The organism is Micromonospora ureilytica (genome assembly GCF_015751765.1).
Lineage (GTDB): Bacteria > Actinomycetota > Actinomycetes > Mycobacteriales > Micromonosporaceae > Micromonospora > Micromonospora ureilytica.
Window position 1 is genome coordinate 3,337,025 of the sequence record NZ_JADOTX010000001.1, and the last position, 25,661, is coordinate 3,362,685.

Here is a 25,661-nt window from a genome sequence, read left to right on the forward strand (position 1 = left end):
CGCCAGGCTCAGATCGCCGTTCCCGGCGGCGACTTGAGCAACGGCGTCGCCTCGGCGGCATGACCACCACGCCCGTTCCGTAGCGCGCTGGCCGCGATGCGGATCAGGTCGATGTTGACCCCGGCGGCACCACTGGGATCGTGCACCTTCAGCTTCACGTCGAGGCTCACCGCCGTCTCGCCCCAACCCTGCGCCTCCAGGTTGAGGTGAGCCACCTTCTGCGACGCGAGATGCGGCAGGTAGCCGAGCGGGGCCACCTCCACCCTGTCGGCCGCCGAGAGGGCGTTGAGCTTCGACTGCTTCTTGGTGTTGGGGTTCTCGACCAGGTTGCGGAAGTCCTCGGTGCCGCCCAGATTGACCTGGTAGGAGCTGACCAGTGTGAGACCCCGCTCCGCCAGCAGCCGCAGCAACGCGTTGTGCAGCACCGAGGTGCCGAACTGGCTGGCCAGGTCGTCGCCGAGCAGCGGCAGACCGGCCGCCTCGAAGCTGGCCAGCAGCTGCGGATCGCGGGCGACCGGGTCGGCGGTCGTGTTGATGAAGGCGACACCCGCCGCCTGCGCTGCCGCGGCGTACGCCCGGGCGGTCTCTGGCCGGCCACTCGGCGCGGAGTAGAGCAGCACCTCCGCCCCGACCAGCGCCGCTGCCACCCGCTGCACCTCGCTCGCGTCGACCAGGCCCTTGGTGACCGGCACGCCCGCTTTCGGCAGGTCGCAGTTCAGCCGAGGGAAGTTGTTGGGCGCCAGGAAGATCGCCTCGGTCAGGTCCCGACCGATCTTCTCCGCGGAGGTGGCGAAGGCCGCCACGACGTCGATGTCCCCCACCCCGAGACCGTCGATCATCGGCCGGCGGATTCCGACCAGGCTGCCGCTCTGGCGGTAGAGAGCGAGCCCCTGCACCAGTGCCGACGTGTTGTTACCGACGCCGACAACCGCGACTTTCACCCGTTCGATCATGGCCGGAGGCTACGGCACCTCCGGGTCGGTGAGCTGCCCCAGCGGGACCATCCGGCGACGACGGTCAATCCCCCGCAGGTCCAGCGCGCTGACTGACTCCCGGGGACCAACTGACGGCCGTCAGGCGACGCCGAGGGTGGTGGCGAGCTGGACGATGCCGGCGGGGGCGTCGGCGGACCGCCACACGACGGCGACCAGCTTTCGTACCGCCGGACGGTCATGCACCTCGCTGTGGGCGGTGCGTTCCGCGTCGAGCAGCGTCCGGCCAGCCCGAAGCATGTCGCCGGTCAGGGCGTATGCGCGGGCCACATCGAGGAGGTACGCGGCACGATGCTCGGGCGGCAGCCACCGCCATTCCTCGCCGGCCACCAGCCGCTCGTGCCGAACCGTGGCCGTGCTGACGTCGCCAAGGGCCGCCTCGGCCACCACCCGGGCAGCCTCGACCAGCGCCCGGCCGAAACCCCCGCCAGCCCTGTTGCTGTCGCCACCGAACTCCTGAGCGATCTCCGTGGCCTGATCGAGCGCTCGGCGGGCGCGGGGTTGGTCCTTGCCGCCCGCTGCGGCGAGCGCAGCCTGGATCAGTAGCGTGCCCCGAAGCGATGAACCGACCGGAGAGTCATCGCCGGCCCGCAACGCACCGATGCGGTCCGCGGCGACGAGCGCGGCCTCCAGGGCGGACCGCCGTCGACCACGGGACCGCAGGGCCTGACACAGTGCCACCGTGGCGACGCCGGCCAACTGCGGGTCGTCGGTCGCCAGGGCGACGGTCATTCCACGGTCGGCGGCCAGCCAGGCCAACTCCCCCTGGTCGACCTTGACCAGCGCCAACGCGGTGAGCGCATACACCCGCACCAGCAGCGCGTCCGTCGCGCCGGGGAGAGCTATCTGCGCTCCGCGGACCGCGTCGAGCAGGCCGGGCAACAGTGCCAGCAACGCCGGGTACCGGGCATGCCGATAACTCTGCTCGGCATGCTCCAGCCGGGCAGCCAACTCCTCCACCAGCGGCGGCCGGTCCGCGCCCGGTAGGTGGTATCGGGCCAGCGCCGTCCGGACCCCGTCGACCCCGGCAGCGACCGGAGCCGGCCGCACGGGCCGGGCCGCCAGCAGGACCTCCACGTCGATGCGCAGCGTCTCGGCGACCTCCCGGAGGTTGGACACCCGCTCCAACCGACGTACCCCCCGCTCGACCTTGTCCACCCAGCTCTTGGACTTGCCGAGCCGGTCGGCAAACTGCTGCTGCGTCATGTTCCGCCGTACCCGCCACTGCGCGACCCGGCGACCCACCGGCAGCTCGTTCACCGCCGGCCCGTCGCGCTCACCGCAGCACCCCAACCACAAACAGCACGAGTACGACCACAGCGATCGCGATGCCGTAGGAGTACTGCCCCCGGGTCAGCGGCGCCCGCGCCGACCGGGGCGGACCGGGCACCCGATCCCCGTCCGGCTGCGGAGGCCGCGCCCCCGCAATCGGGTATGCGGGCGGCAACGACCCATCCGGCAAACGCTCGTCCAACTGAGCCTCCTCCTCGGTGAGAGATCGCGGGCGATGAGAGATGCAGGTCGGGGGCGGCTCACGCGGGGAGCCGTTGCGCCTCGCCACCCGGCCGATCGGGACACTCCGCTGCTGACGAGAGGATCCCTGCCACCTCCAACTTAGAAGGCAGTGCCTTCACAGTCAACAGAGCATGCACGGCATGTCACCCCTGGTGCGAAGATCGGGGCGCTGACGAGAGGTGGCGCCACCATGCCGCAAGCACCGCTGTACGAGCAGATCATTGCTGACGTCGTGGCCTCGGTCCGCGCCGGCACGTTGCAGCCGAACGACAAGTTGCCGTCGATCGCGGAGATGGGCGAGCAGTACCAATCAAGCGCCTGGCCGGTGCGGTACGCCCTGCGGATCCTGGAAGAGCGGGGCTGGATCGTCACCCGGCAGGGCAAGGGGTCGTTCGTGGCATCGAACCCGCCCGCCTGACTCCGTTCGAGCCCCTCATCCGGCCTAGATCCACTCGGGTTTCAGGAAACCGTCGCATCCGGGTCGCGCCGACTCCGCGCTTTCATTGAACGCGTGTGGATCTTGCCGGCAGCACCGTTGCATGACGCTGGCTGTTCGTCAACGCCCGCACCACCTCGTCGATCATGGAGTTGTGGTGGGCGACGAAGTGCAAGTTATAGCGTCAAAACAGGCACCACAACTCCATGATCGACGAGGCTCACCTCGATCTTGCAGTTTCTGTCGTCCAAATGCACGGGATGCGCTTTATGTCGCGACAGTAAGTGCAAGATCGCGGAAAGGGCGCAGCGACGGCCTCGTTGCGGTCAGTCTTCTGGCGTGGTCAGCGCCAGGGTCGGGAAGTACGTGCGGTATCGCGTCCCGTCACGGGTCAGCAGGTTGTACCGGCACACGGCCGCATGCGCGCCGATGTAGAAGTCGGCCAGCGGCGACCGCTTCGCGCCGCCCAGCCTCCGATATCGCGCGTACGCCTTGCCGGCGAGGAAGCCCGCCAGGTAAGGCAGCTCCTCGCGAAGGAAATCCCCCGCCGGCAACGCCTCGTCCAACTCTTCGATGCGATCGAAACGGACCGACACCTCGGCGTACACGATGGGATTGATCACCAGGTTGCCCGCGTCGCGGGCCTCGGCGAGGGCGGTCCCGGACCACTCCGCCCACTTGGGGTCATCGGTGAGGATGTCCAGCAGCACGTTGGTGTCGACCAGGGTCGTCACCGCGTCGGGCGGACGCGGCGGCACTGCGCGGAGCCGGTCACTCGCCACGCAGCATCTCCATCAGCTCTTCGGTGGACATGTGCTCGGTCTCCTTGGCGCTGCCCCGACCGCGCATGTGACCGACGAGGCGTTGACCCCGGGTTTCGGCACCGTGGACCCGGACGATGCGGAGGGCCCCGCCCTCCTCCACCACGTCGACCTCGTCGCCCTCGTGCAGGTTGTATCGAGCCCGCAGCGCCGCCGGGATCGTCACCTGGCCCTTGCTGTTCAACCGCATGCTCTGAACCTCCGTCACGTAATACCAACGATACGTGTTACACCTCGACACGCGGTCTGAGCGAATGTCACCACGCGGGACCAGCGGGTGGGATGGACCAGCGTGCTTGGCCGCGCGCGAACGGATCTCGCGCAGTAGGTTGGCGGGGTGACTGGACGGTTCCCGATCGAAGACGTCTCCCCCGTCGTCTCGTGCGGGCGATACCCGGCCAAGGCGGTGGTCGACGAGCCGGTTCCGGTGTCGGCGCGCGCCTACCGGGAGGGGCACGACGCGCTGGGCTGCAACGTGGTGTGGGCCGGTCCGGACGGCGCGAGCCGGCCGTTCACCCGAATGCGCCCGGGCGAGCCCGGCCAGGACCGCTGGCACGCCACCATCGCACCGGACGCCGTCGGCTCGTGGACCTTCTCCGTGGAGGCGTTCCAGGACCCGTACCTGACCTGGCAGAACGCGGTGACGAAGAAGATCGCCGCCGGGCAGGGGTCGGAGGACCTGGCAAACGACCTGGCCGAGGGCGCGCGGGTGCTCGCCGCCGCCCGGGGCCTCGTCCCGGCCGCCGATCGCCCCCGGGTCGCCGACGCGCTCACCGCGCTTGTCGACACCGACCTGCCGCTGGCACAGCGGGTCGACAGGGCGCTGGCCCTGGCCGACCTGCTCTGGGAGCACCCGGTACGAGAACTGGTCACCGTCGGCGACACGTACTCGATCTGGGTTGACCGCAAGCGGGCGCTCTACTCGGCCTGGTACGAGTTCTTCCCCCGCTCCGAAGGGGCGGCGGGCGGCCGGTCCGGCACCCTCGCGACCGCCACCGAGCGGCTGCCGGGTGTGGCCGCGATGGGCTTCGACGTGCTCTACCTGCCGCCGATCCACCCGATCGGCCGAGTCAACCGCAAGGGCCGCAACAACGCGCTCACCGCCGGGCCGACCGACGTGGGCTCGCCGTGGGCGATCGGCGCCGCCGAGGGCGGCCACGACACCATCCACCCCGATCTGGGTACGCCGGCGGACTTCCGGGCCTTCGTCCAGGCGGCTGCGGCACAGGGCCTGGAGGTGGCGATGGACCTGGCGTTGCAGTGCGCGCCGGACCACCCGTGGGTCACCGAGCACCCGGAGTGGTTCACCACCCGGGCCGACGGCAGCATCGCGTACGCCGAGAACCCGCCGAAGAAGTACCAGGACATCTACCCGGTCAACTTCGACAACGACCCGGAGGGCATCCGGGCCGAGGTGCTGCGGGTGGTGCTGCACTGGGTCGGCGAGGGCATCCGGATCTTCCGGGTGGACAACCCGCACACCAAGCCGTTCGACTTCTGGCACCGGCTGATCGCCGAGGTGAAGGCGGTCGACCCGGATGTGCTGTTCCTGGCCGAGGCGTTCACCAGGCCGGCCATCATGCACGGCCTCGGCAAGATCGGCTTCACGCAGTCGTACACCTATTTCACCTGGCGCACGACGGCCGCCGAGATGCGGGCGTACTGCGAGGAGCTGATCGAGGCGGCCGACTACATGCGGCCGAACTTCTGGCCGAACACCCCGGACATCCTGCACGAGTCGTTGCAGCACGGCGGCCCACCGATGTTCAAGATCCGGGCGGTGCTGGCCGCGTTGCTCTCCCCCTCCTGGGGCCTGTACGCCGGTTACGAGCTGTTCGAGCACGTGGCCCGGCCGGGCGCCGAGGAGTACCTGGACAACGAGAAGTACGAGCTGCGCCCCCGGGACTGGGCCGGCGCCGAGGCGCAGGGTCGCTCGCTGGCGCCGTTCCTGACCATCCTCAACCGGGTACGTCGCGACAACCCGGCCCTGCACCAGCTCCGCAACCTGCGCTTCCACGAGATCGACAACCCGGCGCTGCTCTGCTGGTCCAAGCACGACCCGGAGACCGGCAACACGGTCATCGTGATCTGCTCGTTCGACCCGCGCATCGTGCAGTGGGGCAACACCACCCTCGACATGCCGGCGCTCGGCTTCGACTGGCACGAGCGGTTCACCGTGCACGACGAGCTGACCGGCACCAGCTACGACTGGGGTCAGCGCAACGCGGTCCGGCTGGATCCGTACCTGCAACCCGCGCACGTGTTGACAGTGCGTCGTCCGACCCCACCGAGCGTGCCGCAGCCGGCGGGCGCCGAGCCGGCGGACCTCACCGTCGCCGACGTGCCGGACGACCTCTCCGGTGGCACCGCGCCGACAGCGCCCGCACCGGCGGCACCCGCACCGGCAGCACCCGCACGGACAGCTCCCGTACCGACTCCGCCCCGCCGGTCGGGCCCGGTTCCGACCCCGCCGCGCCGAGCGGCCACCCGCCCGTCCGCCCCCGCACCGACCGACGCCGCCCCGAAGGACGCCCGATGGACCAGCTGATCTCCGGTGCGACGCACGACCCGCACGCGCTGCTCGGCGCGCACCCCGCCGACTCCTCGACGACGATCCGCACGATGCGCCGGGGCGCCGGCGACGTCGTGCTGCTCGTCGGCGACGAGCGGCACCCGATGAAGCGGGTGCACGACGTGGGCGTCTTCGAGGCGCAGGTCGACGGCACCGTGCTCGACTACCGGGTGGAGGTCGACGGCACCGCCCACGACGACCCGTACCGCTACCCGCCCACAGTCGGTGAGCTGGACCTGCACCTGATCCGCGAGGGCCGGCACGAGCGACTGTGGGAGGCGCTCGGCGCCCGGGTCTTCGACGAGGGCGTCGCGTTCAGCGTCTGGGCACCGAACGCCCGCGGGGTCCGGGTGGTCGGCGACTTCACCGGCTGGTCACCCGACGACGGCTGGCCGATGCGGTCGCTCGGCTCCAGCGGCGTGTGGGAACTGTTCGTCCCCAACGCCCGGGTCGGGGCCCGCTACAAGTACCGGGTGCTGGGCGCCGACGGGCAGTGGCGGGACAAGGCCGACCCCCTTGCCGCGTACGCCGAGGTGCCGCCGGCCACCGCCTCGGTGGTGCACCACTCGACGTACCTGTGGGACGACGCGGACTGGCTGGCCCGGCGGGCCGAACGGCAGCCGCACCAGGAGCCGATGAGCGTCTACGAGGTGCACCTCGGTTCGTGGCGGCCCGGCCTGGACTACCGCGAGCTGGCCGAGCAGCTCACCGCGTACGTCACCGAGCTGGGCTTCACGCACGTGGAGTTCCTGCCCGTGATGGAGCACCCCTTCGGCGGTTCCTGGGGCTACCAGGTGACCGGCTACTACGCGCCGACCTCCCGGTTCGGCGACCCGGACGATTTCCGCCACCTCGTCGACCGGCTGCACGCCGCCGGCATCGGCGTACTCCTGGACTGGGTGCCCGCGCACTTCCCGAAGGACGAGTGGGCCCTGGCCCGCTTCGACGGCACCCCGCTCTACGAGCACCCCGACCCGCGACGCGGCGAGCACCCCGACTGGGGCACGTACGTCTTCGACTTCGGCCGCAACGAGGTCCGCAACTTCCTGGTCGCCAACGCGCTCTACTGGTGCGACCAGTTCCACGTCGACGGGCTGCGGGTCGACGCGGTCGCGTCGATGCTCTACCTGGACTACTCCCGCAACCACGGCGAGTGGGCCCCGAACAAGTACGGCGGTCGGGAGAACCTGGAGGCCATCGCGTTCATGCAGGAGGTGAACGCGACCGTCTACAAGCACCACGCCGGCGTCGTCATGATCGCCGAGGAGTCCACCGCCTGGCCGGGTGTCACCCGCCCCACCGCCGACGGGGGGCTGGGCTTCGGCTTCAAGTGGAACATGGGCTGGATGCACGACACCCTGCTCTACACCTCGAAGGACCCGATCTACCGCCAGCACCACCACCACCAGCTCACCTTCTCCCTGGCGTACGCCTGGAGCGAGAACTACGTGCTGCCGATCAGCCACGACGAGGTCGTGCACGGCAAGGGCTCACTGGCCGGCAAGATGCCCGGCGACACCTGGCAGCGGCTGGCCAACGTGCGGGCGCTGCTGGCGTACATGTGGGCGCATCCCGGCAAGCAACTGCTCTTCATGGGCTCCGAACTGGCCGACGACCGGGAGTGGAGCGAGGAGCGCGGCCTCGACTGGTACCTGCTGCACGACCCGGCCCGCGCCGGCGTGCAACGGCTCGTCGGCGACCTCAACCGGGTCTACCGGGACACCCCGGCGCTCTGGGCCCAGGACACCGAACCGGCCGGGTTCCGCTGGATCGCGGGCGACGACGTCGCCAACAACACAGTGTCGTTCGTCCGGATCGCCCCGGACGGCTCGACGCTGGTGTGCGTGGCGAACTTCTCCGCCCAGCCGCTGCATGACTACCGGATCGGCCTGCCGGCCGGTGGGACGTGGCAGGAGGTGCTCAACACCGACGCGCAGCACTACGGCGGGTCGGGGGTGGGCAACCTCGGCGAGGTACGGGCCGAGGACGTGCCGTGGCACGGGATGGTCGCCTCGGCGGCCCTTCAGGTGCCGCCGCTCGGTGCCGTCTGGCTGCGTCAGGGCTGACGCGACCGGGGCATGCCGGCCGGCGCCTGTGGCGCTTCGCCGGTCAGTTGAGGAACGCGGAGATGTCCGCGGCTATCTCGTTCGGGTACTCGCCGTTGATGGCATGCGACGCGTCCGGGTAGGTCTTCACGGTGCCCTGGGTCAGGGACCGCTCGGCCAGCTTCGCGGCCTCGCCCGCGTCGTGCAGCCGGGACTTCCCCGCCATCAGGACGAGCACCGGGACGCCGACCGCCGCGAGTTGGTCCTCGGACGGCCGTGTCGGGGCGGACAGTTTCACCACGTACGCCTGCATGCCGGCCTCGATCATCCGGGCGACCGGTACGTCCTCCACCGGGGCGCCGTTCGCCGTCCAGCTGGCGAAGCTGTCCCGCCAGGATCGGGGCGCCCAGCGGACGCTCACCGGGATGGACCGCAGCACCACCTCCGTTGACAGGTCAGCGAAGACCAGGACCGGATCGAGCAGGACGACACTCCCGACCTTCTGCGGCCGGTGCACCGCGAGATTCATCGCCGTCCAGCCGCCGAACGACACGCCGACCAGGTGGATCGTCGGCTCGGGTAGCGCCAGCAGGACCTCGTGCAACCACTGCGCGTGCGCGGTCGTGTCCTTGATGGGGCGCTGCTGGATGCTCATGCCCGGCTCACCGAGCAGGTCGACTGTGTAGACGTTGCGCGACCGCAGCAGCGACGGCAGGTTGTCCGCCCAGACCGGTGACGCCGACGCCCGGCCGGGCAGAAGCAGCAGGGGCGCGGCCGCCGGGTCGGTGCCGCCGCTGAAGTGGTAGAGCCGTACGACGCCGTATCCGGTCCGGACGTCGAGGGTGCGGTCGGGCTCCGGCAGGTCCGCCATCGCCTCCCCGTAGGCACTGACGAAACGATCCTGGGACTCCGTCGACGTGAAGTAGCCGACGGGCGCCGGGTCGCGCAGCGCGTACGCGATCGCCACAGTGATCACCGCGAGCACCGCGGCGGCCCGGAGAAGGCCGCTCCGATGCGCGCGCAGGAACCCGCCCACCCTCCGCACGACATTCATAACCATGAGGTCAGATTACTAACCGCATGGTAGAAAATACAACCGTCAGGTCAGAGAGCGGGTGGCGAAGGGGCCGGTACGGTAAGCGGGTGCACCCGAACGACGCCACGTCAGCGCAGGTCCGCGCCGCCAAGCCACTCACGATCACCGAGCAGGCGCGACGGGCGCAACTCATCGGCGTGACCATCGACCTGGTGGCCCGACACGGCTATCCGGGCACCTCACTCGCCCGGATCGCGGAGGCGGCCGGCATCTCCAAGGCCGCCGTTCTCTACCACTTCCCGTCCAAGGACGCGGTCGTGCGATCCGCCTACGCCTCGGTCCTGGAGTCCCTCACCACGTACGTCGGCACCGAAGTCGGGTTGCGATCCGGCGCGTCCGCCGTGGAGGCCTACGTCCGGTCCCTGGTGGCGTACCTGCGGGACCACCCGGACCACACGCGGATGATCGTCGAGGCGTTGAGCGAGGAGACCGGCATCGGTGACACACCGAACGCCCGCAGCCGGCGGGAAGCGGTCGCCGGTCTGATCGACGCGGCGCGGACGGCTGGCGACTACCGCACCAGCGTCGACCCGCAGGCCACCGCCGTCATCGTCAACGGGGCCATTGACGCGATCGTGTCGGAGTGCCTCGCCGACCCCTATTTCGACAGCGGCCACGCCGCCGAAGAACTGGTCAGCATGCTCCGTCGGTCCCTCGGCACCGCAGCCCGGGGCGCCGAGGACCCGTCAACGTGACCGGCGGTCAGACCAGGCCGGCGTCGCGCAGCAGTTGCCACAGGCCGGCGCCGTCCGGGGCGGACAACCACTTCTGCCCCACCGGCCCCGACGACGGGCGGCCGGCCGGGGCGGGCAGGGTGCCGGCCAGCACCGATTGGGTCGGGGAGAGCCGGCGGATCGCCACTCCGGCGACGTTCTCCGGGTGGGCGGCGGCGAACTCCCGGTAGATCTCCTGGTCGTGCTGGCCGTCGTCGCCGACGAGCAGCCAGCGCACGTCGGGGAACTCCCGGGCCAGCCGGGCGAGGGTGACCCGCTTGTGTTCCATCCCGCTGCGGAACCAGCGGTCGGCGGTCGGGCCCCAGTCGGTGAGCAGCAGCGGCCCGGCCGGGTAGAGGTGCCGGGACAGGAAGCGGGTAAGCGTGGGCGCCACGTTCCACGCCCCGGTGGAGAGGTAGAAGACCGGCGCGCCGGGGTGCGCGGTGACCAGCCGCTCGTAGAGCACCGCCATGCCGGGCACGGCCGCGCGGGCGTGCTCGTCGAGCACGAACGTGTTCCACGCGGCGAGCAGCGGTCGGGGCAGCGCGGTGACCATCACCGTGTCGTCGATGTCGGAGATGATGCCGAACTTGACCTCCGGGTCGAGGATGCGCACCGGGGCGTCGACCGGCTCGGCGTCCGGCACGCTGAGCCGGACCGTGCCCCAACCGGGCGGCAGGTCCGCCTCGACCAGGGTGTCCACGAACCCGCTCCGGTCGGCCTGCGTCTCGTGCCGCACCCCGCCGGCCTCGATGGTCACTGTGACGTGCTTGTTGGGCAGCGTGGTGAAGCTGCGCCAGCCGCGGACCTTGTCCAGCCGACCCCGCTGGCGGGTGTCCGGACGGCCCAGCAACACCCGACACATCACCCGCACCCACCCCGGCGCGCCGTAGCCGGTGTACGCGACGATGTTGACCCGCCAGCCGGTGCGCCGCAGCCGACGCTGGACGAGCTGGTGCACGGCGTCCTCGATCCGCGCAGCCCGGTGCAGGTTCGTGACGGCCAGTTGGCCGGCGGGAGTGGGTGGCACGGCGCCAACCCTGCCACACGTCGACAGCCACGGCCACGCGAGCCAACTCGGGCTCCGCCGATCCACCTCGGCGGCCCCGCCGAACGTGAAACACTCCGGTCGGGACGACGACGGGGGCGTTGGTCGTGTCGCATCCAGAGCAGCACCGCGGGCGACGGCGTCCGCGACTCGACCGGCCGGCGCTCGTCGCGCTGCTGTTCGGGCTCGCCGGTGTCGTCTACCGGCTGGTCCTGACGCTCTTCACGGTGCCGGTGTCGAACAGCGACGAGGCGACCTTCGGCCTCGCCGCGCTGCACATCGCGCGGGGGCGGGAACACCCGGTCTTCCTCTACGGCCAGCACTACATGGGGATGTTGGAGTCGTACCTGGCCGCTCCCCTGGTGGCGGTGGCCGGGCCGAGCTGGCCGGTGCTACGGCTGCCGATGCTCGCCCTGTACGCGGTCTTCCTCTACCTGATCCACCGGTTGACCCGTCGGCTCTGCACCCCGTGGTTCGCCGCCTTCGTGGTGGGTCTGCTCGCGCTCGGGCCGGAGCGGGTGGTGCGCGACCAGCTCACCGTCGTCGGTGGGCGGCCGGAGGTGAAGCCGGCCGTGTTGCTGATGCTGCTGATCACCGTGGGGTTGGCCGCCGGCACGGTCCACCGCCGACGGCTCGCGGTCGGCCTGTTCGGGCTGCTCGTCGGGCTGGCCGTCTGGTCGGACTGGCTGATCCTGCCGTACCTCGCGGTGGCCGGGCTGGCCCTGGTGTGGGCGGTGCGGCGGGAGCTGCTCGGCTGGTCCGGTCTGCTGCTGGTGGCGGGGGTGGTCGTCGGCGTGGCCCCGATGATCGTCGACAACCTGCGGGCCGGGCCCGGCGACGACTCGCTGACGGTGTTCCGGGAGGTCAGCACCAAGGCCGGGCCGCAGCCGCCGTGGTCCGACCGGATCCGGGGCGGCCTGCTGGAGGGGGTGCCCCTGGCGCACGGGCTCTGCCCGGTGGACGGCTGCGGACGCTGGCAACAGTGGTTCGGCGTGCTGTACCCGGTGCTGCTGGTGGCCGGCGCGGCACTCGCGGTGCTCGCGTACCGCCGGGCGGCCGGGGCGCCGCGCGGGGAGCGGGTCGGGCCGGTCGTGCAGCTCGCGCTGATCGCCGGCGCGGCGTTGACACTGCTGTCGTACGTGCGCAGCCCGCTCGCCGCGACCAGCCCGCTGGACAACGCCCGCTACCTGTCGGTGCTGCAACTGTCGCTGCCGGCGGTGCTCTGGCCACTCTGGGTGGCGGCGCTGACCGCCTGGCGGGGCACCAGCAGCGTGCTGGGGCGATTCACCGGCGCGCTGTCCGCCGCCGTACTGGCCGCGCTGACAGTGACCACGCTCGTGGTCACAGTGCTCTTCGCGGCCACCGGCACCGCCGCGTCGCGGACCGAGGAGCGCCAGGCCCGGGAGTTGGCCGCCGCGCTGCGCGCCGACGGACCCCACGAGGTGTACGGGGACTACTGGACCTGCAACCGGTTGATCTTCAACACGGACGAGTCGGTGATCTGCGGGGTGCTCGACGGGGACCTGTCGCCGGGGCAGAACCGCTACCGGCCGTACTGGCGGCAGGTGGGGCGGGCCGAGCGGCCCGGCTACGTGGTGGCTGTCGACTCGCCGATGGACCGGCGGTTGCGCCGGTTGCTCGCCGACCGGGCCGACGCCTCGCCGGTGCGGGAGGTCGGCGGCTATCGCGTGTACCACCCCGACACCCCGGTACGGCCCTGGCGGTAGGGGCTGGTCGTACGCTGGCCGGGCCGGCGCGTGGGGCGCCGCCGTTTCGCCCGTCGAGGAGACCCATGCTCATCCTGCTGCCGCCCTCGGAGGGGAAGGCCGACGCCGGCACCGGACGGCGCTGGACGCCGGACCGGCTCTCGCTACCCGCGCTGAACCCGGCCCGCGAGCGGGTGCTGGACGCCCTGGTGACGCTGAGCACCGGGCCGGACGAGGAGGCCGCCCGGGCAGCGCTCGGCCTCAGTGCGGGCCAGCGGGGCGAGCTGCGGCGCAACGCCCGGCTGCGGGAGGCCGCCACCGCGCCGGCCGAGCGGCTCTACACCGGGGTGCTCTACGAGGCGCTGGACCTGGCCACCTTGTCGGCCGCGGCGCAGCGGGCGGCCCGCCGGTCGATCCTGATCAGCTCCGGGCTGTGGGGCGTGGTCCGGCTGGCCGACCGGATCCCGCCGTACCGCTGCCCGATCGGCGCTCGCCTGCCCGACGTCGGGGCGCTGTCGACGTACTGGCGCGGGGTGCTGACACCGACGGTGGACGAGGCCGCCGGGCGGGGCCCGGTGCTCGACCTGCGCTCCGGCGCGTACGCCGCCACCTGGACGCCCCGCGGTGAGCTGGCCGAACGGACGGTCACCGTGCGGGTTCTGCACGAGCGGGAGGTCGACGGCGTGCCGGTCCGCTCGGTGGTCAGCCACTTCAACAAGGCGACAAAGGGGCGGCTGGTCCGGGACCTGCTCGTCGCCGGCGCCCGGCCGCGCACCGCCGCGGAACTGGTGGGCACCCTGCGGGAGTTGAAGCACACAGTGCTGGAGCAGGCCACCGCCGCGGGCCGCGTACGGCAGGTGGATCTGGTGGTCACCGACCTGTAGCGGCGTCGCAGCCGCAAGATTTGCTCAAGGCTGGGCCGGACCGGTTCCATAACGGCGTGGCAGGGGCCACGGTAAGGCAACCCAGACTCCGACAAGGGAGCCTTCGTTGACCCGCGAACCCGCCCTGCTCGACCGGCCCCACACCCCGACCACCCCATCCCCGCTGGGCTGGTTGACACTGGGCGACGCGTTCGAGGCCGCCTGCCTGCTGCGCTGCACACCTCCACCGACCGCCGCCCGGCCCAGCGCGGTCCGTGCCGAGCACACCGCCGGGGTGGAGTTCAACAGGGAGGACGCCGCGCAGCGGATGCGGCAACTGCTCAACCGGCTGGACATCCCGGTCACCCACGAGGTGGCCGTCGGTGGCCTGCGCCGCCGCTACGAACTGCACCGGCTGTGGGTGCCCCGCGAGCACCAGGGCGCGTACACCCGGATGTTGGACGCGGGTTGGTGGCAGGGGCGGCGCGAGCTGCTCGGCGGGCCGTTGCCCGGCGCTTCGCCGGCCCGCCGGCGGTTGGTGACCCGGCTGGCGGAGGCGGCCTGGCGCTCCGCGCTGCTGGCCGCCGGGCGGCACGTCCGCCGGCACATCCTCGGTGTCCGGCTCACCGACCGGGAGCTGGCCGCGGTGCTGATCCGGGGAGCGGCCGTGCTCGACGTGCCGGCCCGGCTCCGCCCCGGCACGGGCTGCTTCCTGGTCAGCGTGGCCGACGGCCCGGACCGGCAGCGGATCCTGCGCAGCGCGGCGTTGGAGCCGGCGCGCGGGGTGAGCCCGGCCTCGGCGCGGGGCGCGGTCGTGGCACCGGCAGGTCGCCCGGTCTGCTGATCGGGTTCCGATCGTCCGGGACGTCGCCGACCCGGGCTTGCGCGCACCCGCCCGACGGCGCACAGTGCACCGCGTGAGTCGTACCCCGTCCAGCCGCGCCGGCCTGGCCGCCCTGTCGACGGTGCTGCTGATCGCGAACCTGGCCGTCGCCAGCTGCCGGGACACCCCGACCGAGCCGACGTCGATCCGGATCGCCACCGGCAGCCCCACCGCTGTCTACTACGCGTTCGGGCAGTCCCTGGCGGCCATCCTCAACCGGGAACTCCCCGACGTACGGGCCAGCGTGGTGATCACCGCCGCCTCGGCGGAGAACGTCCAGCTCGTCGGCTCCGGAGGGGCCGAGCTGGGCTTCACCCAGGCCGACGTGCTGCCCACCAGCACGGCGGGAAGCCCCACTGTCAACGCCGTCGCCCGGGTGTACGACGACCAACTGCACCTGGTCACCACGAGCGGTGGCCCGGTCCGCGGGGTCGCCGACCTGCGCGGCCGGCGAGTCTCCGTCGGCGCGCCCGGCTCGGGCACCGAGATCACCGCGACCCGACTGCTGGAGGTGGCCCGCCTCGGTGGTGACGAGGTGCGCCGCGAACGGCTCGGTCTGGATGACTCGGTGATGGCGCTGCGCTCCGGGCGGATCGACGCGTTCTTCTTCTCCGGCGGGTTGCCGGTCCGGGGCATCGAGGAGTTGGCCGAGGCCAGCGCCATCCGGATCGTGGACCTCAGCGAGTGGACCGAGCCGCTGCGCTCGCGCTACGGCCAGGTCTACGTCTCCCGGGACATCCCCCGCTCGGTGTACGGCGTGGACGCGGTGACCACGGTGGCCGACCCGAACTATCTGATCGTCCGGACCGACCTGCCGGAGCCGTTGGTCCGCGAGGTGACCCGGCTGCTGATGGAACGTCGCGCCGAACTGGCCGCCGCCCATCCGGCGGCGGGACGGATGAGCCCCCGCTCGGCGATCGTCACCGCGCCGCTGTCGCTGCACCCGGGGGCCGCCGCCTGGTACCGCGCCACCAAACCGTGACGGCCGGGCCTCAAAGCGCCGGGCTGGGTCGCAGGTCGGCAGCCGGTTCCTCCTCCGCCGGCTCCACCGCAACGGCCGGCGTCGGGAACCACAGGGCGGCGACCAGCCCCCGCGACTCCCCCGGACGCATTGTCAACCGCCCGTCCGACGCGTCGACGAGCACGGCGGCGATGGTCAGGCCGAGCCCCGCGCCGTCCACGTTCTGCGCGTCCGGGGCCCGCCAGAACCGCTCGGTCGCCTGGCCGAGCTGACTCTCGGTCATGCCGGGGCCGGAGTCGCGAACCTCCAGCGCCACCCCGCCGTCGCGGCGGGCCACGGTCACCGTCACCGCCCCGCCCGCCCCGCTGAACTTCACCGCGTTGTCGATGAGCGCGTCCAGCGCCTGGTCGACGGCGGTCGGCACGGTCTGGGCGTACGCCGGGGCGTCGGTGGTGGCCAGCCGCAACGCGACCGACCGGTGCCGGGCCAGCGGCGCCCACGCGGCCACCCGGGAGGCGGCCACCGCTACCGCGTCCACTGTGACGCGCTCGTTCTCCTCCCGTTCGGCCCGGGCGAGGGTCAGCAGGGCGTCGAGCACCAGTGCGAGCCGGTCGGTCTCCTCCAGGGCCAGCCGATGCTCGGACCGACCGTCCGGGTCGGTGAGGCTGGGCCCCAACTCCTCCACCCGCAGCCGCAGCGCGGTGAGCGGGTTGCGCAGTTGGTGGCTGGCGTGCGCGACGAAGGCGCGCTGCCGGTCCATCACGTCGGACACCACGTCGGCCATGTGGTTGAAGCTGGCCGCGAGGCGGCGCAGCTCGGGCGGTCCCAGCCGGTGCTGCACCCGGGCGCCCCGGTCGCCCTCGGCGATCTCGTGGGTGACCGCGTCCAGTTCGGTGACCGGGCGCAGCACCCAACCGGCCAGCCCGAACGCGGTCAGCACACAGGCCAGCACGGCGAGCAGGCCGGCCAGGGCGAGCAGCAGCCACCACGCGACGACAGCTCGGCGGATCGGGCCGGCCGGGGTCACGATCACGACCGCGCCGAGCACCTCACCTCCGTCGTTGATCGGCACCGCCACCACCACCGGGTCGGTCGTCCAGGGCCAGACCGACTCGGGGGCGCTGGTCTGCTGCCCGGACAGCGCGACGTCCAGCACCGTGGCGGTCCCCGGGCTGGGCTGCCACCTCGGCGACGAGACCGGGATCTTCCGATCCCGGTCGACGATCGCGGCGCCGATCGCGTACAGGTTGTCGTAGCTGGTCAGCTCCGACTCGATCGGGCCGGGCCCGCCGTCACGCAACGCCGGCCCGGCCAGCGAGGCGAACCGGGTGGCGTCGGCGAGCCGGTCGGCACGGACTCGTTCGGTCTCGCGGCTGGCCATGGTGGCGGCCAGTGGGGTCTCCAACGCGATGAGGACGAGGACCATCAGCAGCAGATAGCTGATCACCAGGCGACGGCGCACGTCAGCTCCTCACGCGTCGCGCAGCCGGTAGCCGACGCCGCGCACGGTCTCCACCAGCCGGGCGTCGCCGAGCTTGCCGCGCAGCGACCCGACGTGCACCTCGACGGTGTGCCGGTCGGCCCAGGTGGTGCCCCAGGCGTCGAGCAGGATCCGGTCCCGGGGCACCGCCACCCCGGGCTGGCGGGCCAGCGAGAGGAGCACGTCGAACTCCTTGCGGGTCAACGTGACGGCCCGGCCGTCGACGGTCACCGTCCGCGCGGCCACGTCGATGCGGACCGACCCGGCCTCGATGAGGTGCCGCTCCGGCGCGGCGTTCGCGGCGCGGCGCAGCACCGCCTCGATCCGGGCCTGCAACTCCACCATCGAGAACGGCTTGACCACGTAGTCGTCCGCGCCGAGGCGCAGACCCAGCACCCGGTCGCGTTCCTCACCCCGGGCGGTCACCGCGATGATGCCGAGCTGACTGCTGCGCCGACGCAGCTCCCGGCACAGGTCGGTGCCGTCCCCGTCGGGCAGGGTCAGGTCGAGCAGCACCAGGTCGCACGGGGCGGCGGAGAGCGCGGCGGCGACGGTGGCCGCGTGCTCGACCTCGTACCCCCGGCGGGTCAGGGCGGAGGACAGCGCGGCGGCCACCCGGCGGTCGTCCTCCACCAGCAGGATCCGCACCCGTGCCCCCGTCCGTCGCAGCGCTGTTCTGCGAATGGTGGCAGAAGCGCGCGCGGACCGGGAGGCCACCCGCCCGCGCTGGGCGGGCTACCTGCCGCTACAGGCCGAAGGTGTCGTCGGCGACGGCGTCCCGGACGCCGTCGGTGAAGCCGCGGAAGCCCGGGTCCTCGTGGCTGGCCGGCACGCTTGTGACGTTGACCCCGCCGGCCTGGGTGACCGCGTCGACCAGAGGCGGGAAGTCGATCTCGGCGTCCTGGAAGGCGTCGTCGTCCGCCTCGGCCAGGTTGATCACGTGCTGTACGTCGTCGGACGGGGTGTCCGGGTCCTCGGCCCACTCGCCGCCGGCCCGGTAACACTCGTCGTACAGCGCACGCTGGCTGTCGGTCCAGTCATCGTCGTAGCTCTGCATCGCCCATCCCTCCGCGGCCCTTGACCTGAGCATGCCCGGCGGGAGGCGACGGGCGCGGCGGTACCGGCGAAAACCGGGCGAGCGCGCCCCCGGCGGCCCCGTACGCTGCTGTGATGATCTACAAACTGCTGTCGAACGCGGAATGGGACGACGCCCTCGCCGCCGGCGCCTTCGCCGGCTCCGCCGTGGACCGGCAGGACGGGTTCATCCACCTCTCCGGGGCCGACCAGGTGGTGGAGACGGCGCGGCGACACTTCACCGGGGCCACCGGGTTGACAGTGCTCAGCGTCGAGGAGGAGCTACTGGGTGACGCGCTGCGGTGGGAGCCGTCGCGCGGCGGGCAACTCTTCCCCCACGTGTACGGCCCGCTGCCGGTCGCGGCGGTGGTCGAGGCGCGGGCGTTGCCGGCGGACCTTCCGGCCGCCGATGCGGTAGCCGCCCTGCTGGGCTGACCAGGTAGCCGCCTGACACGGCCGCGCCCGGCCCGACAGTGTCGGGCCGGGCGCGATGCCGTGGAGACGGAGCTCAGTGGCAGAGCCGGTCGATCTCCTGCTGGAACCGGTCCATCGGGTTCGCCTCGGCGGGGCCGAGCAGGTAGGTCTTCAGGTCCCGGCGGGCCTCGGTCATCGGGTCGTCACCGGCCCGGGTGACCGTCACGATCTTCTCCAGCTCGCCGCAGTCCTTGGAGAGCAGGTACGCGGCCCGAGCCGTCGGGTACTCGCGGCGGAACTCGTCCTCGGACAGGCCGGCCGGGTTGGCCACCACGTACGGCCGCTGGCTCTGCACGAAGTCGGACACCACACTGGACACGTCGCTGATCAGCAGGTCGGTCTGGTTGAAGCAGTCGAACAGCGCCGGCGTGCGGCCGGTGACCACCAGGTGCGCGGTGCCGTCCAGCGAGGACGCGTCCGGGTTGCCGCCGGCGGCACGGATCGCCGTCAGGATCCGCTCGTGCACGGCCTTCGCCGCCTTGGACCGCGACCCGGTGAGCGGGTGCGGCTTGTAGATCAGGCGGACCCGGGGATTCGTGACGAGCAGCCCCTTGACGATCCGCTCACCCATCAGCACCAGCGAGGTGTGGTACGGGTCGTCGTCGAGCCAGCCCTCCCAGGTGGGCGCGTAGAGCACTGTGAACGGCCGGTCCACCGACTCGGCGCCGAAGGTGTGCACCCCGGCGAGCTGCGGCCGACCGATCTCGACGATGTCCGAGTCGAGCACACCCACGCCGGCCCGCGCGTAGCGCTCCCGACCGGCCAGACCGGCGACCCAGACCTCGTCGTACACCTTGCTGTAGGGGTTGACGCTGGCCTGCTTGTCGCTGTCGCCGTGCCCGACGAAGACGTGCTTCGTACCCGGCTCGCGGAGCATGTGGATGTTCGCGCCGACGTTGGCGGCGTAGAGCGCCGCGCGGAGGCCGCCGAGGTCGAGGTTCATGAAGTCGACCCCGGCCGGTACGCAGATCACCGGCAGCCGGGTGTCGGCCAGCTCCAGGAATGCCTCCCGGCTGCGCATCAGTACCACCGCGCGCTGCTGCAGCGCCTCGGTCGGGGCGAGCCACATGTTCGCCTGGTAGACGTCCTTTGCCGGACCGGCGAAGTAGAGCCCCACCTCCGGCCGGTAGTTGTCCAGCCAACGCTGGACCGCCGGCAGAAGCGGGCCCTGCCCCGCGCCCCGACCCCGGAGCCAGGTCAGCGCGATGATGGCGCCCACCAGACCGGTCGCCACCACCGCCACCGCGGCGGCCACGAAGAACGGCGTCGCGTCGTGCTGCACCGCGGCGGCCACGCCGGCCGGCACCAGCAGCAGGTTGAGCAGGGGCATCCGGTCGCCGGCGACCGCCGCCGCCCAGGCGGGCGGCTGGGGGGTGCTCGACAGTGGACCCAGCTCGATGTTGCGCACCATGGCGGAGAGCGGGTTACGACGCTCGATCATGGTGGAGAACGCACCGGCGAAGACCGATACGACCCACACCGCGGCCGGCAGTACGAGCAGCAGGGTCAACTCGCCGCCGCTGAGCCGCACCTCGGCGACGACCAGCAACACGGCGGCGAGGTCCCGGGTCAGCTGTCGGTACGACCAGTGCAGGCCCACCTTCTCCAACAGCAGCTGGGACGGCGGTGACCAGCGGGCGACGGCGAACTCGCCGATGATGGCGGCCAACCCGGCGACGGCGAACAGGCCGATCCAACCGAATACGCCGCCGACGAGCATGACCAGGTAGGCCAGTACCAGTAGCGCACTCTGGGCGGCCACTCCGAGGCGTCCTGTCAACGTGCCGAACAACGAATTTCGCTCCCTACTAGATCGTTTACGGGCAGGGCCTGGATTCGTCACGGCATTACCCGAGGAGGGCAGACTGAGGCGTGGCGCCCGGTTCGCCGCCCATCACCCTGAGTGACTGCCGCAGAACTGGACAGCTGTCGACAGCCTGGCAGCCTCAACCCATGTCTGAACTCCCGCATGACAGCCCGCACGGCGGCGGCCGAATCCCCTACGTGCCGTTCGCGCACCTATGACCTTAACGCGAGGGGACATCGGGATGCCGCTGAGGTATCAATGCCCTCTCCGGTTAGAAACTTCGCTACCCATACGGTCCAGCGCGCTCCGTCACGCGTTGTGAACGGGCGTGGGCGCCAGGCCTCATCCGCGACGGAAGCAGGTCATCGCTCCCGGCCGCCCGCGAGTGGCGAACTGCTTGAAACCCAACTGCGGAGCCAGGTCCCGGGCCACCTGGTTACTCGTGTAGACACAGATCGTCGTGACATTGAGCCGCTCGATCGCTCCGGCCAGCTCAGGCACCGGCGCGAGCTCGGGCTTGCCGTTGGCGAGCGCGACCAACTTCAGCCGGTCCTGAGCGAACGGCGAGTCGATGCCATAGTCAGGCAGGTAGCGGTCGTTGGGGCTGACCACCCGCATCCTGCTGGTCACCATCGGAGCGGTGTGCATGAGGGTGGACGGAGCCAGCACCACGCCGTCGGGCCGATCGAGCCGGGTCATCCAGAAGACGATCGATTTGCGCTGCTGGGGCAGCTTCCAGACCGGCTGTTCGTGCACTGTCACATAGCTCTTCGGCGACCACATGGGCGTGCCGAAGAGGGCGAAGCTGGCGACCAGTGCCGCCGCGATCGCGGCGCTCCCGAACACCCGCAGGCGCGGCAGGTCGACGGTGCAGAGGATGCCGATCACCGCCGGGAGGGCGAACATCCACGGCATCCGCCAGAGCACGACGCCGATGCCGGTCAGGCTGTTGAGCGCCTCGAGGACACCGGGGAAGAGCAGCACGCTCATCGCCAGTGTGCTGCCTGCGACGAGCAGTTGGGGCGTCCGCCGACGAGCGATCAGGGGACCGAGCCACAAGGCCAGGCCACCGATCACGCCGAGCACACCGAACAGGATTGTCCGCCGGTAGGTGACCTCGGCGTCGTAGAAGGCCGCGGCGGCATTCTCGGTGATCGGACCGGCGTTGAGCCGCGACCAGATCGTCGCGCCGATGGGGTAGACCAGCGCCGCCGCCCCAGCCAGGATCGCGTCCCGCCACCGGCCGACCAGCATCATCGCGAACACCGCGCCGCCGACCAGCAGCGGAAGGACGATGGCGGAGGTGGTGGAGAGGCCGGTGGCCACGATGGAGAGCGCTGCGACGAGTATCAGCGCTCGGCGGGACCGCGAGTCGAACCACTCGGTCAGGTAGACCCACATCAGCGGAACGACTGCCGCCACGAACATGGTCTTGCCCTGGTGCAGCCTGGTCAGGTGGAAGGTGCCGAGGGCAGCGTCCTCGCCGGCGACCAGGTAGAGGTAGGCCACAGCGACAGTGAAGGCGAGCACGGCCCGGCGCGGCGCCCAGCGCTGCACCAGCCGCCACAGGGCCAGCACCGCCACGACAGACATGACCGGCGTCACGATGTACCACGTGGCGGAGGCGGCGTGCAGGTTGAAGACGTGGGCAAAGGCGCCGTAGAAGACCTCGATCGAGGGCACTGGCGGCTGGGAGTTCATCGCGGGTGCGACGCCGTCGGTGAACAGGAAATCCCGCAGTGGCACCTCGTCGCGTTCCGCCACCCAGACCGACTTACCGAGGAAGAAGGCGTCGTCGACGGAGTTGCGGGCGAAGAAGAGCCCCGAGATTGCGGCCAGGACGGCAACGATCAGGGCGTACGCCGACGAGAGCGGGGTCGCGGCGGCCGCCGGGGCGTCGCCGGCCGGGGTTGCGAGCCAGCGACGCCGGACGAGGAACATGGCCCCCGCCGCGGCGAGAGCGCCGAAGCCACCCGGGATCCACCACGGGATTCCTTCCCCGACGCCGTCGTCGACCGTGGTCAGCCCCGCCGTGACTGCGGCGACCGTGCCCGCGCCGAGCACCAGGGCGAGCAGAGGACGCGGATACGCCGGGGCGGCGCCCTCGACGGCCTCACGAACACGACCCGCGGCGGCCGACGCACGGCCCCGGCGGCGCCACCACAGCGAACCGCCGAGCGCTACCAGGCAGCCGCCGATCCAGATCAGGAACGTCGTCGACGGCGCCAGGCCGAACAGGAAGGCCAGGTGATAGAGAACGGTCCAGAGCGCGAACGCCACCACGGCGCCATCGGTAAGCAGCACCGGTGCGGCCGCGACCAGCGCGCGGACCCGGGCTGCCGGGGCCCGGCCGGAGCCGTCGGGGGGCTGGGGAGCCTGGTCGGACCTCGGTGCTGGGTCCGAACCGGTGGGCGCGACGGCGATGCTGTCGACGTTGGCCACGGGTGTCCTTCTCGTCTGGGGAGCAGGGCGGGCTTCGGCACGGTGACGGCCGGGTGTCAATGGGGCAGCGTAGCGGAGACCGGTAGCTGAACCGTTTTGCGTCTGGCGGGTGTCGCCGGCGTGGTCAGCCCGAGATCGGAGCCGCCCGGGGACGGGGCAGGACGCTGTCGGCGCCGAGCCCGGCCGCCACGGATTCGACCAGGTTGTCGAGGTAACCGTCGGTGAGCGGGAGACGGGCGATGGCGAGCCGCCAGTAGAGCGGACCCACGACGAGGTCGATGGCGGCGTCCAGCTCGGTGTCGGCGGGCAGTTCGCCACGCTGCACGGCACGGGTCACCAGGCGACCGCCGATCTCCTGCTGCCGGGCATGCAGCACCTGACGCAGGGTGGAGTCGATGCTGGGGTTGCGGGCGGCCTCGGCCAGCAGGTCCGGGATGATCTGCGACGCCAGTGGGTGCCGGAGCGCGTGCGCCACCGCCTGGAAAAGCAACGCGAGATCACCGCGCAGCGTGCCGGTGTCCAGGGCGGGGAGCTTGCCGTGTGCCGCGGCGGCGACCATCTCCAGCACCAGGTCGAGCTTCGAGCTCCACCGTCGGTAGACCGCCGTCTTGCTGACGCCGGCCCGCCGGGCCACCGCCTCGATGGAGAGCCGGCCGTAGCCGACCGCGGCGAGTTCCTGCATCAGCGCGCGGCGGATCGCCGTGGTGATCTCGTCCCGCAGCACTGCGGCGCCGGCCGGCGCCCGCCTCTTTTCGGTAGTCATCGAGGGCTCTTATCGCAGGTCACGCCGGCTAGCGTAGCGCAACGACGGTACGGTTGCGTCCCGACGTGTTTCGGACTACTGTCCTCGCAGCGACGAGGCGGCGCCCCGCGCAAATTTCCCACTAGGATTCGATCGTCGCGAGCAACCCCCGTCTGCACGAAAGATCGGAGCGCCATTTCCATGGCCACCACCGCGCTGGTCGACCCCGCCACGGGCCTGACCCAGGCGCAGCTGGCCGCTCGGCACGGGCTACGGGTCGCCGGTGAGCGACCCAGCCTCGTCGAGTACAGCCGCCGACTATGGGCCTACCGGCACTTCATCGCCGCGTACGCCAACGCCAAGCTCGTCGCCTCGTACAGCAACGCCAAGCTGGGTCAACTCTGGCAGGTGCTCACCCCGCTGACCAACGCGGCGGTCTACTACCTGATCTTCGGGGTGGTGCTCGCACAGAACAGCATCCCGAACTTCATCGCGTACCTGACCACAGGGTTGTTCATCTTCAACTTCACCCAGAGCGCGGTCCTGGCCGGCACCCAGTCGATCAGCAGCAACCTGGGGCTGATCCGGGCGCTGCACTTCCCCCGGGCCAGCCTGCCGCTGTCCACCACGATCACCCAGTTCCAGCAACTGCTGGCCTCGATGGTGGTGCTGATCGGCATCGTTCTGGTCACCGGCGAGCCACTCACCTGGGAGTGGTTGCTGCTGGTGCCGGCGCTGCTGCTGCAGGCGGTGTTCAACGCCGGTGTGGTGCTGCTGGTGGCCCGGCTGGGCGCCAAGTCGAGCGACCTGAAGCAGGTCATGCCGTTCATCATGCGGACCTGGATGTACGGCTCCGGCGTCCTCTACAGCGTCAGCCTCTTCGACCGGCTGCCCGGCTGGGCGACGACGCTGGTGCAGTACAACCCCCTCCTGGTCTACATCGAGCTGGCGCGGTACACGCTGCTCGAGGAGGCACCGCTGCTCAACGAGTCGCTGACCCAGCTCTGGCTGGTCGGCGCCGGTTGGGCGCTGGTGGCCGGCATCGGCGGTTTCATCTACTTCTGGCGCGGCGAACAGGAGTACGGCCGTGGTTGAGCACTTCGACGCCCCCATCGAGGCGAGCGCGACGATGACCCGGACCCAGGAGCGCATCCCGACAGTGGTCGTGGACGACGCGCACATCATCTACCGGGTGCACCAGGGCGCGGCCGGTGGCACCACGCCGGTGGCGGCGCTGCGCCGGCTGGTCAAGCGCACCCACGCGCCGAACGTCCGGGAGGTGCACGCGGTCAAGGGCATCTCCTTCACCGCGTACCGGGGCGAGGCGATCGGGCTGATCGGCAGCAACGGCTCCGGCAAGTCCACCATCCTGCGGGCCATCGCCGGCCTGCTGCCGGTCAACCGGGGCGCCATCCACACCCAGGGGCAGCCGTCGCTGCTGGGCGTCAACGCCGCCCTGCTCAACGACCTCTCCGGGGAGCGCAACGTCGTTCTCGGGTGCCTGGCAATGGGCATGCACCCCGATGACGTGGCCAAGCAGGCCGCGGGGATCATCGACTTCTCCGGGATCAACGAGCGGGGTGACTTCGCCAGCCTGCCGATGCGGACGTACTCGTCCGGCATGGCGGCCCGGCTGCGGTTCTCCATCGCCGCCGCCAAGAAGCACGACGTGCTGCTCATCGACGAGGCGCTCGCCACCGGCGACAAGGGCTTCCGCAGGCGCAGCGAGCAGCGGGTGCGGGAGCTGCGGGAGGGCGCGGGGACGGTGTTCCTGGTCAGCCACCAGCTCTCCTCGGTACGCGACACCTGCGAACGGACGATCTGGCTGGAATCGGGCGTCATCCGAATGGACGGCCCCACCGACGAGGTCATCCGGGCGTACGAGGCGTACGCGAACAGCAAGTAGAGTTCCGTCGAACGTCCGGCATCGACATGGCACCCGAGGACCGCGTCGCCCGCGTTGGGGCGGCGCGGTCCGCGCGTTAAGGTTC

At 71.4% G+C, this 25,661-nt stretch carries 23 protein-coding genes; 11 read left to right on the forward strand and 12 right to left on the reverse strand.

Annotated features, from left to right (window positions below):
• Positions 1–8: 8 nt before the first annotated feature.
• Both IW248_RS14900 and IW248_RS14905 read right to left on the reverse strand, forming a co-directional pair.
• Complete coding sequence (locus IW248_RS14900; protein WP_196927482.1) at positions 9–953, reverse strand: inositol-3-phosphate synthase; 945 nt, start codon at positions 951–953, stop codon at positions 9–11.
• A gap of 120 nt (positions 954–1,073) precedes the next feature.
• Positions 1,074–2,252 (reverse strand): helix-turn-helix domain-containing protein, encoded by a 1,179-nt coding sequence (locus IW248_RS14905; RefSeq protein ID WP_307787963.1) that lies wholly within the window; start codon positions 2,250–2,252, stop codon positions 1,074–1,076.
• Between the two features lie 445 nt (positions 2,253–2,697).
• Here IW248_RS14905 and IW248_RS14910 point away from each other — a divergent pair, with 445 nt between their 5' ends.
• Positions 2,698–2,925 (forward strand): winged helix-turn-helix domain-containing protein, encoded by a 228-nt coding sequence (locus IW248_RS14910; protein ID WP_196927483.1) that lies wholly within the window; start codon positions 2,698–2,700, stop codon positions 2,923–2,925.
• 344 nt (positions 2,926–3,269) lie between these two features.
• Here IW248_RS14910 and IW248_RS14915 read toward each other — a convergent pair whose 3' ends face one another.
• Positions 3,270–3,725 carry a type II toxin-antitoxin system VapC family toxin gene (locus IW248_RS14915; protein WP_196927484.1) on the reverse strand — a complete coding sequence of 152 codons (456 nt, stop codon included), beginning with the start codon at positions 3,723–3,725 and terminating at the stop codon, positions 3,270–3,272.
• Positions 3,715–3,954 (reverse strand): AbrB/MazE/SpoVT family DNA-binding domain-containing protein, encoded by a 240-nt coding sequence (locus tag IW248_RS14920; protein WP_196927485.1) that lies wholly within the window; start codon positions 3,952–3,954, stop codon positions 3,715–3,717. The genes IW248_RS14915 and IW248_RS14920 overlap by 11 nt, the downstream gene beginning before the upstream one ends.
• Positions 3,955–4,101: 147 nt before the next feature.
• On the opposite strand from IW248_RS14920, the gene IW248_RS14925 reads away from it, so the two are divergent.
• Positions 4,102–6,312, forward strand: a complete 2,211-nt coding sequence (locus tag IW248_RS14925) for an alpha-1,4-glucan--maltose-1-phosphate maltosyltransferase (protein WP_196927486.1) — start codon at positions 4,102–4,104, stop codon at positions 6,310–6,312.
• Complete coding sequence (glgB, locus tag IW248_RS14930) at positions 6,300–8,402, forward strand: 1,4-alpha-glucan branching protein GlgB (protein WP_196927487.1); 2,103 nt, start codon at positions 6,300–6,302, stop codon at positions 8,400–8,402. The genes IW248_RS14925 and glgB overlap by 13 nt, the downstream gene beginning before the upstream one ends.
• A 43-nt stretch (positions 8,403–8,445) precedes the next feature.
• Here the strand turns inward: glgB and IW248_RS14935 are convergent, their stop codons facing one another.
• Entirely contained in the window at positions 8,446–9,441 is a 996-nt protein-coding gene (locus IW248_RS14935; protein WP_231396315.1) for an alpha/beta fold hydrolase, read from the reverse strand.
• Positions 9,442–9,524: 83 nt separating this feature from the next.
• On the opposite strand from IW248_RS14935, the gene IW248_RS14940 reads away from it, so the two are divergent.
• Positions 9,525–10,172, forward strand: a complete 648-nt coding sequence (locus IW248_RS14940) for a TetR/AcrR family transcriptional regulator (protein WP_307787964.1) — start codon at positions 9,525–9,527, stop codon at positions 10,170–10,172.
• Between the two features lie 7 nt (positions 10,173–10,179).
• Here the strand turns inward: IW248_RS14940 and IW248_RS14945 are convergent, their stop codons facing one another.
• The gene (locus IW248_RS14945) at positions 10,180–11,220 is read right to left on the reverse strand and encodes an App1 family protein phosphatidate phosphatase (RefSeq protein ID WP_124823489.1); all 1,041 of its coding nucleotides are present in this window, start codon (positions 11,218–11,220) and stop codon (positions 10,180–10,182) included.
• A 125-nt stretch (positions 11,221–11,345) separates the two neighbouring features.
• Between IW248_RS14945 and IW248_RS14950 the strand changes: the two genes are divergently transcribed.
• The 4 genes from IW248_RS14950 (at position 11,346) to IW248_RS14965 (ending at position 15,672) form a co-directional block, all read left to right on the forward strand.
• Entirely contained in the window at positions 11,346–12,965 is a 1,620-nt protein-coding gene (locus IW248_RS14950; protein WP_196927489.1) for an ArnT family glycosyltransferase, read from the forward strand.
• A gap of 65 nt (positions 12,966–13,030) precedes the next feature.
• Positions 13,031–13,828 carry a peroxide stress protein YaaA gene (gene yaaA, locus IW248_RS14955; protein WP_196927490.1) on the forward strand — a complete coding sequence of 266 codons (798 nt, stop codon included), beginning with the start codon at positions 13,031–13,033 and terminating at the stop codon, positions 13,826–13,828.
• A 106-nt stretch (positions 13,829–13,934) separates the two neighbouring features.
• Positions 13,935–14,651, forward strand: coding sequence for a hypothetical protein (locus IW248_RS14960; protein ID WP_196927491.1), 717 nt, complete (start codon positions 13,935–13,937; stop codon positions 14,649–14,651).
• A gap of 73 nt (positions 14,652–14,724) precedes the next feature.
• Entirely contained in the window at positions 14,725–15,672 is a 948-nt protein-coding gene (locus IW248_RS14965) for a TAXI family TRAP transporter solute-binding subunit (protein ID WP_372432356.1), read from the forward strand.
• Between the two features lie 10 nt (positions 15,673–15,682).
• On the opposite strand, the gene IW248_RS14970 is transcribed toward IW248_RS14965, so the two are convergent.
• The 3 genes from IW248_RS14970 to IW248_RS14980 all read right to left on the reverse strand — a co-directional run bounded on the left by IW248_RS14970 (position 15,683) and on the right by IW248_RS14980 (position 18,188).
• A complete protein-coding gene (locus tag IW248_RS14970) occupies positions 15,683–17,113 on the reverse strand; it encodes a sensor histidine kinase (RefSeq protein WP_196927493.1) in 1,431 nt (476 codons plus the stop codon).
• A gap of 9 nt (positions 17,114–17,122) precedes the next feature.
• Positions 17,123–17,779: a response regulator transcription factor gene (locus tag IW248_RS14975; protein ID WP_124822714.1), complete on the reverse strand. Its 657-nt coding sequence runs from the start codon at positions 17,777–17,779 to the stop codon at positions 17,123–17,125.
• 97 nt (positions 17,780–17,876) lie between these two features.
• Positions 17,877–18,188, reverse strand: coding sequence for a hypothetical protein (locus IW248_RS14980; protein ID WP_124822713.1), 312 nt, complete (start codon positions 18,186–18,188; stop codon positions 17,877–17,879).
• Between the two features lie 113 nt (positions 18,189–18,301).
• Between IW248_RS14980 and IW248_RS14985 the strand changes: the two genes are divergently transcribed.
• Positions 18,302–18,640, forward strand: coding sequence for a DUF952 domain-containing protein (locus IW248_RS14985; RefSeq protein WP_196927494.1), 339 nt, complete (start codon positions 18,302–18,304; stop codon positions 18,638–18,640).
• Between the two features lie 73 nt (positions 18,641–18,713).
• On the opposite strand, the gene IW248_RS14990 is transcribed toward IW248_RS14985, so the two are convergent.
• The 3 genes from IW248_RS14990 to IW248_RS15000 all read right to left on the reverse strand — a co-directional run bounded on the left by IW248_RS14990 (position 18,714) and on the right by IW248_RS15000 (position 23,691).
• Positions 18,714–20,471, reverse strand: a complete 1,758-nt coding sequence (locus IW248_RS14990) for a CDP-glycerol glycerophosphotransferase family protein (protein WP_196927495.1) — start codon at positions 20,469–20,471, stop codon at positions 18,714–18,716.
• Positions 20,472–20,828: 357 nt separating this feature from the next.
• Positions 20,829–22,928, reverse strand: a complete 2,100-nt coding sequence (locus tag IW248_RS14995) for a DUF6077 domain-containing protein (protein ID WP_196927496.1) — start codon at positions 22,926–22,928, stop codon at positions 20,829–20,831.
• Between the two features lie 124 nt (positions 22,929–23,052).
• Positions 23,053–23,691 carry a TetR/AcrR family transcriptional regulator gene (locus IW248_RS15000; RefSeq protein WP_196927497.1) on the reverse strand — a complete coding sequence of 213 codons (639 nt, stop codon included), beginning with the start codon at positions 23,689–23,691 and terminating at the stop codon, positions 23,053–23,055.
• Positions 23,692–23,871: 180 nt separating this feature from the next.
• Here IW248_RS15000 and IW248_RS15005 point away from each other — a divergent pair, with 180 nt between their 5' ends.
• The gene (locus IW248_RS15005) at positions 23,872–24,765 is read left to right on the forward strand and encodes an ABC transporter permease (RefSeq protein ID WP_124822709.1); all 894 of its coding nucleotides are present in this window, start codon (positions 23,872–23,874) and stop codon (positions 24,763–24,765) included.
• A gap of 34 nt (positions 24,766–24,799) precedes the next feature.
• A complete protein-coding gene (locus IW248_RS15010) occupies positions 24,800–25,576 on the forward strand; it encodes an ABC transporter ATP-binding protein (protein ID WP_112585647.1) in 777 nt (258 codons plus the stop codon).
• Positions 25,577–25,661: the final 85 nt, after the last annotated feature.

What these genes read in the sequence shown, in the direction of transcription:
- yaaA (WP_196927490.1), top strand. Translation starts at nt 13,031, where the DNA reads ATGCTCATCCTGCTGCCGCCCTCGGAGGGGAAGGCCGACGCCGGCACC.
- IW248_RS14920 (WP_196927485.1), bottom strand. Translation starts at nt 3,954, where the DNA reads ATGCGGTTGAACAGCAAGGGCCAGGTGACGATCCCGGCGGCGCTGCGG.
- IW248_RS14985 (WP_196927494.1), top strand. Translation starts at nt 18,302, where the DNA reads ATGATCTACAAACTGCTGTCGAACGCGGAATGGGACGACGCCCTCGCC.
- IW248_RS15010 (WP_112585647.1), top strand. Translation starts at nt 24,800, where the DNA reads ATGACCCGGACCCAGGAGCGCATCCCGACAGTGGTCGTGGACGACGCG.
- IW248_RS14900 (WP_196927482.1), bottom strand. Translation starts at nt 953, where the DNA reads ATGATCGAACGGGTGAAAGTCGCGGTTGTCGGCGTCGGTAACAACACG.
- IW248_RS14980 (WP_124822713.1), bottom strand. Translation starts at nt 18,188, where the DNA reads ATGCAGAGCTACGACGATGACTGGACCGACAGCCAGCGTGCGCTGTAC.
- IW248_RS14910 (WP_196927483.1), top strand. Translation starts at nt 2,698, where the DNA reads ATGCCGCAAGCACCGCTGTACGAGCAGATCATTGCTGACGTCGTGGCC.
- glgB (WP_196927487.1), top strand. Translation starts at nt 6,300, where the DNA reads ATGGACCAGCTGATCTCCGGTGCGACGCACGACCCGCACGCGCTGCTC.
- IW248_RS15000 (WP_196927497.1), bottom strand. Translation starts at nt 23,691, where the DNA reads ATGACTACCGAAAAGAGGCGGGCGCCGGCCGGCGCCGCAGTGCTGCGG.
- IW248_RS14935 (WP_231396315.1), bottom strand. Translation starts at nt 9,441, where the DNA reads ATGGTTATGAATGTCGTGCGGAGGGTGGGCGGGTTCCTGCGCGCGCAT.
- IW248_RS15005 (WP_124822709.1), top strand. Translation starts at nt 23,872, where the DNA reads ATGGCCACCACCGCGCTGGTCGACCCCGCCACGGGCCTGACCCAGGCG.